This window comes from Mesorhizobium sp. M4A.F.Ca.ET.090.04.2.1 (assembly GCF_003999085.1).
Taxonomy (GTDB): domain Bacteria; phylum Pseudomonadota; class Alphaproteobacteria; order Rhizobiales; family Rhizobiaceae; genus Mesorhizobium.
This window is the reverse complement of sequence record NZ_RZOT01000342.1, coordinates 1-6,549: the sequence shown is the minus strand read 5'-3', so window position 1 is coordinate 6,549 and position 6,549 is coordinate 1. Positions and strand designations below refer to the sequence as shown.

Below are 6,549 nucleotides of genomic sequence, written 5' to 3'. Positions count from 1 at the left end.
CGCTCGACGTCACCATCCAGGCGCAGATCCTGATGCTGCTCGCCGAATTGCAGCGCAAGCTCGGCATGGCCATCGTCTTCATCACCCACGATCTCGGCATCGTCAGGCGCTTCGCCGACCGCGTCTATGTCATGCGCCAGGGCGAGGTGGTGGAGGAGGGCGAGGCGGAGACGCTCTTCGCCAACCCGCAGCACGCCTACACCAAGATGCTGCTGGCCGCCGAGCCGACCGGCTCCAAGGCGCCGCCGCCAGCCGGTGCCCCAGTGATGCTCGAGGGCCGCAATGTCGAAGTGGTGTTCAGGATCGGCGGCGGCTTCCTCGCCGGCGAGCCGCTGATGCTGCGCGCCGTCGACAACATCTCGATCCGCCTGAAGCGCAACCAGACGATCGGCATCGTCGGCGAATCCGGTTCCGGCAAGTCGACCCTCGGCCGCGCGCTGCTCAGGCTGCTGCCCAGCGACGGTCTCATACGTTTTGGCGACCGCGACATCTCCGACGCCGATCGCCAGGCGATGCGGCCGTTGCGGCGCGCGATGCAACTCGTCTTCCAGGACCCGTTCGGCTCGCTGTCGCCGCGCATGACCGTCGGCCAGGTGATCACCGAAGGGCTTTTGGTGCACGAACCGTCGCTCACCGGCAAGCAGCGCGACCAGCGCGCCATCGAGGCGCTGCGCGAAGTCGGGCTCGACCCCAATTCGCGCAACCGCTATCCGCACGAATTCTCCGGCGGCCAGCGCCAGCGCATCGCCATCGCCCGTGCCATGATCCTGAAGCCGAAGCTGGTGGTGCTTGACGAGCCGACCTCGGCGCTCGACCGCTCGGTGCAGAAGCAGATCGTGGAGCTGCTGCGCAAGCTGCAGGCCGACCACGAACTGTCCTACCTGTTCATCAGCCACGACCTCGCCGTGGTCCGCGCCATGGCCGACTACATCATCGTCATGAAGCAGGGCAAGATCGTCGAGGAAGGGCCGACGGAGGCGATCTTCAGCAATCCGCAGGCCGGCTACACCCAGACACTGATGAACGCCGCGATCGATACGGCGCGCTTCCGGATGAGCGCGTGATCTGAAACGTCACCTGTCAGAGGCAAATCATTGCGTGGACGCGCACTGACGCTTTCGCGCCGTGACTATCGCCTGCTGCTGTTGCTGCAGTCGTTCGATTTTGGCCGTTTCGCGATTGGCCACGACCGTTTTCACACGCTCGCCGCCCAGCAGCCAGTTCGGCACGCTGGTATTGGCGACCTTGCCGCGTGCGATGGCGGTTTGCGAGATCTCGGTGGCGGTGTCGCCGAGCGCGACGTTGAGTTCCGGGCAGCTCATGCGGTCGTATTTGCCCGGATTGATCGAAGCAACGGTCGAGGAGCAGCCAACTGCAACGGGCAGCACAGCGAGCAAAGTGAACGGGAGTGCTGCCGTCGGCGTGAACTTCATACTTTCACCTGCTCGCCGTTCCTCAGTCCCGCACGCCTGTCGAACTTGGGTAGGGCGCCATTAGGTCAAAGCGAGAGCCTGTTGTCGAGCACAATGGAAGGCCAGAAGCCGTTCCGCTCGATTTGAGGCGCGGATGGGTGATTCGGGAGCAGGAGGCAACAAACATCTAAGTGTTTGTTTTTCTGGTCGGAGTGGCAGGATTTGAACCTGCGACCCCATCGTCCCGAACGATGTGCGCTACCAGACTGCGCTACACTCCGTGACCAGACCGCGGGCTTATAGCCGCCGCTTTTCGATACTGCAAGCGCCAATGGCAGCACCTCTGTCGCATTTCGTCACATTCGCCGCGGGCTGTTGAAATCTTCAGGTTGGCTCAGCGGTTTACGGCACCAGATGGACAAGCGGACCCGCGCTAAGGATTCGCTGATCCGCTTGCCGAAGCCCGGTGTTTCAGGCCGACGATGGATCGAGCACGCTCCAGTCGAGCGCACGCGCCCAATCGGCAAAGCTGTGCCAGCGGACCTCCCGGAAATCCTTGTGCAGGGCAGCGATGTCGACATCGTAGCCGACCCGGTCGAACCATTCGAACATAAGGGCCGCATCCTCACTTTGCTGACGGGCGATGGCGATCGGGATCTCTTGGTAGCAGATCGGGCGGCCTATCGCCTGCGACAGCACTTTCGCCTGCTCTTCGCCGGAGAGTTCGTCGCCAGCGAAATCGAAGCGCTTGCCGAACACCCGCTCGCGCCGCTCGGCGAGCGCAGCGACGAAGGCGCCGATATCAGCCAGCGCGACCAGCTGCAGCGGGCGCTTGGCGGGCACCGCAGAGGCATGCGCGCCCTGGGCCAGCGCGCCGAGCGACCAGGGTGCCGCGAAATTCTCCATGAAGGCGACCGGGGCGCTGATCGTATAGGGGATGCCGAGCCGCTCGATGTGCTGCTCGACCAGATATTTGCTTTCGAAATGCGGGATGCCGGTCTTCTTGTTGGCGTCGGCGACGGACGAATAGACGAGATGCCCGACGCCGGCAGACTTGGCCGCATCGGCGGCAAGGATCCCCTGGCGGGTCTCTTCCTCCATGCCGGCCTCGGTCATGGTGCCCATCAGGAACATCGTGTCGACGCCGCGAGCGGCCTCGATGATGGACGCAGCATCGAAGAGATCGCCGGCCACGATTTCGGCCCCGGCCGCCGCCAGCTGCCGTGCGGCCTTGCCGTCCGGCGAGCGCGTCAATGCCTTGACGCTGTGGCCCTTGGCAAGAAGGGCGCGTGCGACGGCGCCGCCTTGCTGGCCGGTGGCACCGGTCACCAGAATGTCTCTTTTGGTGGTCATCTGTTTGCTCCTTGTTTCCATAGAGCAAAGTTAGAGTTTGCATCATTGATGCATAATTGCCTATAAATGGAAAATTTTGTCCCATTCTAGGATACAATGATCGACCTCAACGACATTGTGGTCTTTGCCCGCGTTGTGGAAGCCGGCAGCTTCACCGCCGCCGCGCGCCTGCTCGCCATGCCCAAAACCACGGTCAGCCGCCGCATTGCCGCGCTTGAGCGGGAGGTCGGCGTCCGCCTGCTGCAGCGCACGACGCGCAGCCTCAACATGACAGATGCGGGGCGTCTCTATTACGAGCAGAGCAGCCAGGCGCTGCGGGCGATCGAGCAGGCCAATCTGCGCCTTGCCGAAGCGAGCGCGGAGCCATCGGGCACGATCCGCATCTCGGCGCCCGTCGGCTTCGGCGCCTATTTCCTCAACCGTGCCGTGGTCGACTTTCTCGAGATCTATCCGAAGACCAAGGTCGAGCTCCGCCTGACCGACGACAAGCTCAACCTGGTCGAGGACGGGATCGATCTCGCCTTCCGCACCGGGGTGCTTCAGGATTCGACACTGATCGCCCGCAAGCTCGGCTCGACGCACAGGCAGCTCTGCGCCAGCCCGGACTATCTCGCGCGCCATGGAGCGCCGGAAGCGTCGGCGGACTTGGCGCACCATCAATGCGTCATTGCGGGCCCCTCGGCGGCCGGCGCCCACTGGGTGCTGGACGGACCGCAGGGCCAGGAGACGGTCACGGTCTCCGGGCGCTTCGCCGCCAACGAGATGCAGGCGGTCGTCGCCGCCGCGATCGCCGGCTATGGCATCGCCCAACTGCCCTATGGAATAGCGGAAGCACTGATCGGCGAGGGCCGGTTGCGCCGGGTGCTGAAGGAGCATACCACCCCGGCCGGCGGCCTCTATGTCCTCTATCCCAGCAGCCGCCACCTTTCGCCTCTGGTCAAGGCCTTCGTCGATCTGGCGACCGAGCGGATTTCGAATCGGGTAAACAGTGCTTAAAGCTGTACGTTGCTCGACAAAACAACTTATGAGTGTGAGACATAAATGAGCCAGCGCATCGTCAGTTTCGTCATGAGCGGCGGCGTCGGCTCGCGGCTCTGGCCGCTGTCGCGCGAGGACAATCCCAAGCAGTTCCACGATTTTTCCGGCGACGGCTCGATGCTGGCCAAGACCTTGCGCCGGCTGGCGGCGAGGCCCACCGGCGAAACACCGATCTTCCTGATCGCCTCCGAGCGCCATGCCGAGCGCGTCCATGTCGACCTCGCCGGGCTCGACCTCGCCGGCGGCGGCCCGCTTTTCGAGCCGGCCGGCCGCAACACCGCGGCCGCTGTCGCACTCGCCACATTGCGCACGCTCGCCGAATTTGGCGACAGCCTGATGCTGGTAGTGCCGTCCGATCACCAGATTTCAACCGCCAAGCAGTTCTGGCGCAGCGTCGAAGCCGGAGCGGAGGCGGCGAGCGCCGGTCGTCTAGTGGTGTTCGGCATCAAGCCGACCCAGCCCGAGACCGGCTATGGCTATATCGAAGTCGCCGCTGACACCGACGGCATCTTCGATGTCTCGCGCTTCGTCGAGAAGCCCGACCTCGCCACCGCGCAAGCCTATGTCGAAGCCGGAACCTTCTACTGGAATACCGGCATCTTCCTGTTCCGCGCTGGCGCCATGCGTGACGCCTTCGCGGCGTTCCAGCCCGGCATCTGGCAGGCCACCGAAGCCGCCTACAATGCGGCGACATCGGATCTTTCCGGCCTCTATATGCCGCTCGATCTCTATTCCGCCATTCCCTCGACCTCGATCGACTACGCCATCATGGAGCGGGCCAAGGGCATCGCCATGGTGCCGGCGGGTTTCCGCTGGAACGACCTCGGCTCCTGGCAGTCGCTGCTCGACGTCGGCCCTTCAGACAAGGACGGCAATGTGATCGTCGGCGATGTCGTCGCCATCGATTGCGAAAACTCCTACATCCGCGGCGAGGGCCGGTTGCTTTCGGCCATCGGCATGAGGGACGTCGCCATCGTCTCGACCGCCGACGCTACCTTCGTGGCACCCGTCAGCCACAGCCAGCACGTCAAGAAGATCGTCGAGCAGCTGGAGAAGTCGGGCCGGCTGGAAACGAGGTTCACGCCGGCGCATGATCGCGTCATCGAAAGTGGCGCCTGGCGACAGCGCGTGCATCACTGGCTGTTCGACGAGACGCTGCCGCTGTGGTCGACGTCGGGCGTCGACGAGCGTCATGGTGGCTTCCATGAGGCGCTCGGCTTCGACGGCTCGCCGCTGATGAAGCCGAAGCGCATGCGCACCCAGGCCCGCCAGGTCTATGCCTTCGCGGTGGCCAGGGAGCGCGGCTGGACCGGCCCGGCCGACCGGCTGATCGCCCATGGCATCGATTTCATGGCCGGCAAGGGCCGCACCGCAAGGGGCGGCTGGGTGCGCACGCTCAACATCGACGGCTCGGTCGCCGACCCGGCCGAGGACGCCTACGACCATTCCTGCGTGCTGCTGGCGCTGGCGCACGCCCATATATCGGGCCATCCCGATGCCTTGCGGCTCGGCGAGGAGACTTTCGCCTTCCTCGACGCCCATCTCGAGGACAGCCGCATGACCGGCTTCCTCGAAACATCCGATGGCGCGGGCGAGCGGCGCACCAACCCGCATATGCACCTGCTCGAAGCCTTCCTCGCCTGGCACCAGGCGACCGGCGAGCGCGCCTATCTGCGGCGCGCGGCGCAGATCATCGATCTCTTCCGCAGCCACTTCTTCGACTCTGAAAGCTGGACGCTCGGCGAATATTTCGACGACGGCTGGAAACCGGTGGCCGGCGAGAAGGGCAGCTGGACCGAGCCCGGCCATCATTTCGAATGGGCCTCGCTGCTCGTCGATTTCGCCGGCCGCAGCGGCCAGACCGAGCTCACCGCCTTCGCCCGCAAGCTCTACGCCTCCGCTGTCGCCAACGGCCTCAATCGCGCCACCGGCCTTTCCTACGGCGCCGTCTCCAGGCAGGGCCTGCCGCTCGACCTGGTGTCGCGCAGTTGGCCGCAGGCCGAAGCTGTCAAGGCGGCGATCGCGCTGGATGGCACCGGCGGGCCGGACCTCAAGCCCGAGATCGAGGCGCGTGTCGGCAGGCTGTTCCGCTGGCACATCGATCCGGCGCCGCTGGGCTTGTGGATCGACCGCATCGACGAGCGCGGCCGCTCGCTGGCGACCGACGTGCCGGCCAGCATATTCTATCACCTCGTCTGCGCGCTGACGCAGTATCTGGATGGAACGGCCGGGGAGGGAGGCTGAAGCCGCCAATCTCCCCCCTCGAGGGGGAGATGGCCGGCAGGCCAGAGGGGGTCGGTTCGACTGGACGCGACCTTCCTTTGCGACAGGATAAGGCTAGCGCCCCACGCGCGGCGACCCCCTCTGTCGCCTTCGGCGACATCTCCCCCTCAAGGGGGGAGATTAGGCGTGCCTCGCGCCAGCCCCTCAATATGGGCTCGCCACGTCCCCCGTCTCGACATAAACCGCCTTCAACTGCGAGTAGAGGGCCAGCGCGGCAAGCGAGTTCTCGCGCCCGATGCCCGACTGCTTGACGCCGCCGAAGGGGATTTCCACCGGCGTCAGATTGTAGGCGTTGATCCAGCAGGTGCCGGCCTGCAGTTCGGCGATGACGCGGTGGGCGCGCGGCAGGTCGCGGGTGAAGACGCCGGCGGCGAGGCCGAATTCGGTGTCGTTGGCGCGCTCGATGACCTCGTCCTCGCCGTCGAACTTCAATACGCTCATCACCGGCCCGAATATCTCTTCG

The 6,549-nt window shown here is 65.1% G+C and carries 6 protein-coding genes and 1 tRNA gene; 3 read left to right on the top strand and 4 right to left on the bottom strand.

The window, feature by feature from the left end:
- A partial coding sequence (locus EN781_RS22065; protein ID WP_145965578.1) for an ATP-binding cassette domain-containing protein occupies nt 1-1,064 on the top strand: 1,064 nt, incomplete at its 5' end.
- Nucleotides 1,065-1,091: 27 nt separating this feature from the next.
- On the opposite strand, the gene EN781_RS22060 is transcribed toward EN781_RS22065, so the two are convergent.
- The 3 genes from EN781_RS22060 to EN781_RS22050 form a co-directional block, all read right to left on the bottom strand.
- Nucleotides 1,092-1,433: a hypothetical protein gene (locus tag EN781_RS22060; protein ID WP_127400329.1), complete on the bottom strand. Its 342-nt coding sequence runs from the start codon at nt 1,431-1,433 to the stop codon at nt 1,092-1,094.
- A gap of 183 nt (nt 1,434-1,616) precedes the next feature.
- A tRNA-Pro gene (locus EN781_RS22055) sits at nt 1,617-1,693 on the bottom strand.
- A gap of 190 nt (nt 1,694-1,883) precedes the next feature.
- Complete coding sequence (locus tag EN781_RS22050) at nt 1,884-2,765, bottom strand: NmrA/HSCARG family protein (RefSeq protein ID WP_126055810.1); 882 nt, start codon at nt 2,763-2,765, stop codon at nt 1,884-1,886.
- Between the two features lie 96 nt (nt 2,766-2,861).
- Between EN781_RS22050 and EN781_RS22045 the strand changes: the two genes are divergently transcribed.
- Together EN781_RS22045 and EN781_RS22040 are read left to right on the top strand one after the other, a co-directional pair.
- Nucleotides 2,862-3,761 carry a LysR family transcriptional regulator gene (locus EN781_RS22045; RefSeq protein WP_126055809.1) on the top strand — a complete coding sequence of 300 codons (900 nt, stop codon included), beginning with the start codon at nt 2,862-2,864 and terminating at the stop codon, nt 3,759-3,761.
- Nucleotides 3,762-3,806: 45 nt separating this feature from the next.
- Nucleotides 3,807-6,047, top strand: a complete 2,241-nt coding sequence (locus EN781_RS22040) for an AGE family epimerase/isomerase (protein ID WP_126055808.1) — start codon at nt 3,807-3,809, stop codon at nt 6,045-6,047.
- Nucleotides 6,048-6,230: 183 nt separating this feature from the next.
- Here EN781_RS22040 and EN781_RS22035 read toward each other — a convergent pair.
- Nucleotides 6,231-6,549, bottom strand: a 319-nt coding sequence (locus EN781_RS22035) for an aldehyde dehydrogenase family protein (RefSeq protein ID WP_127400328.1), incomplete at its 5' end; no start/stop codon positions are given.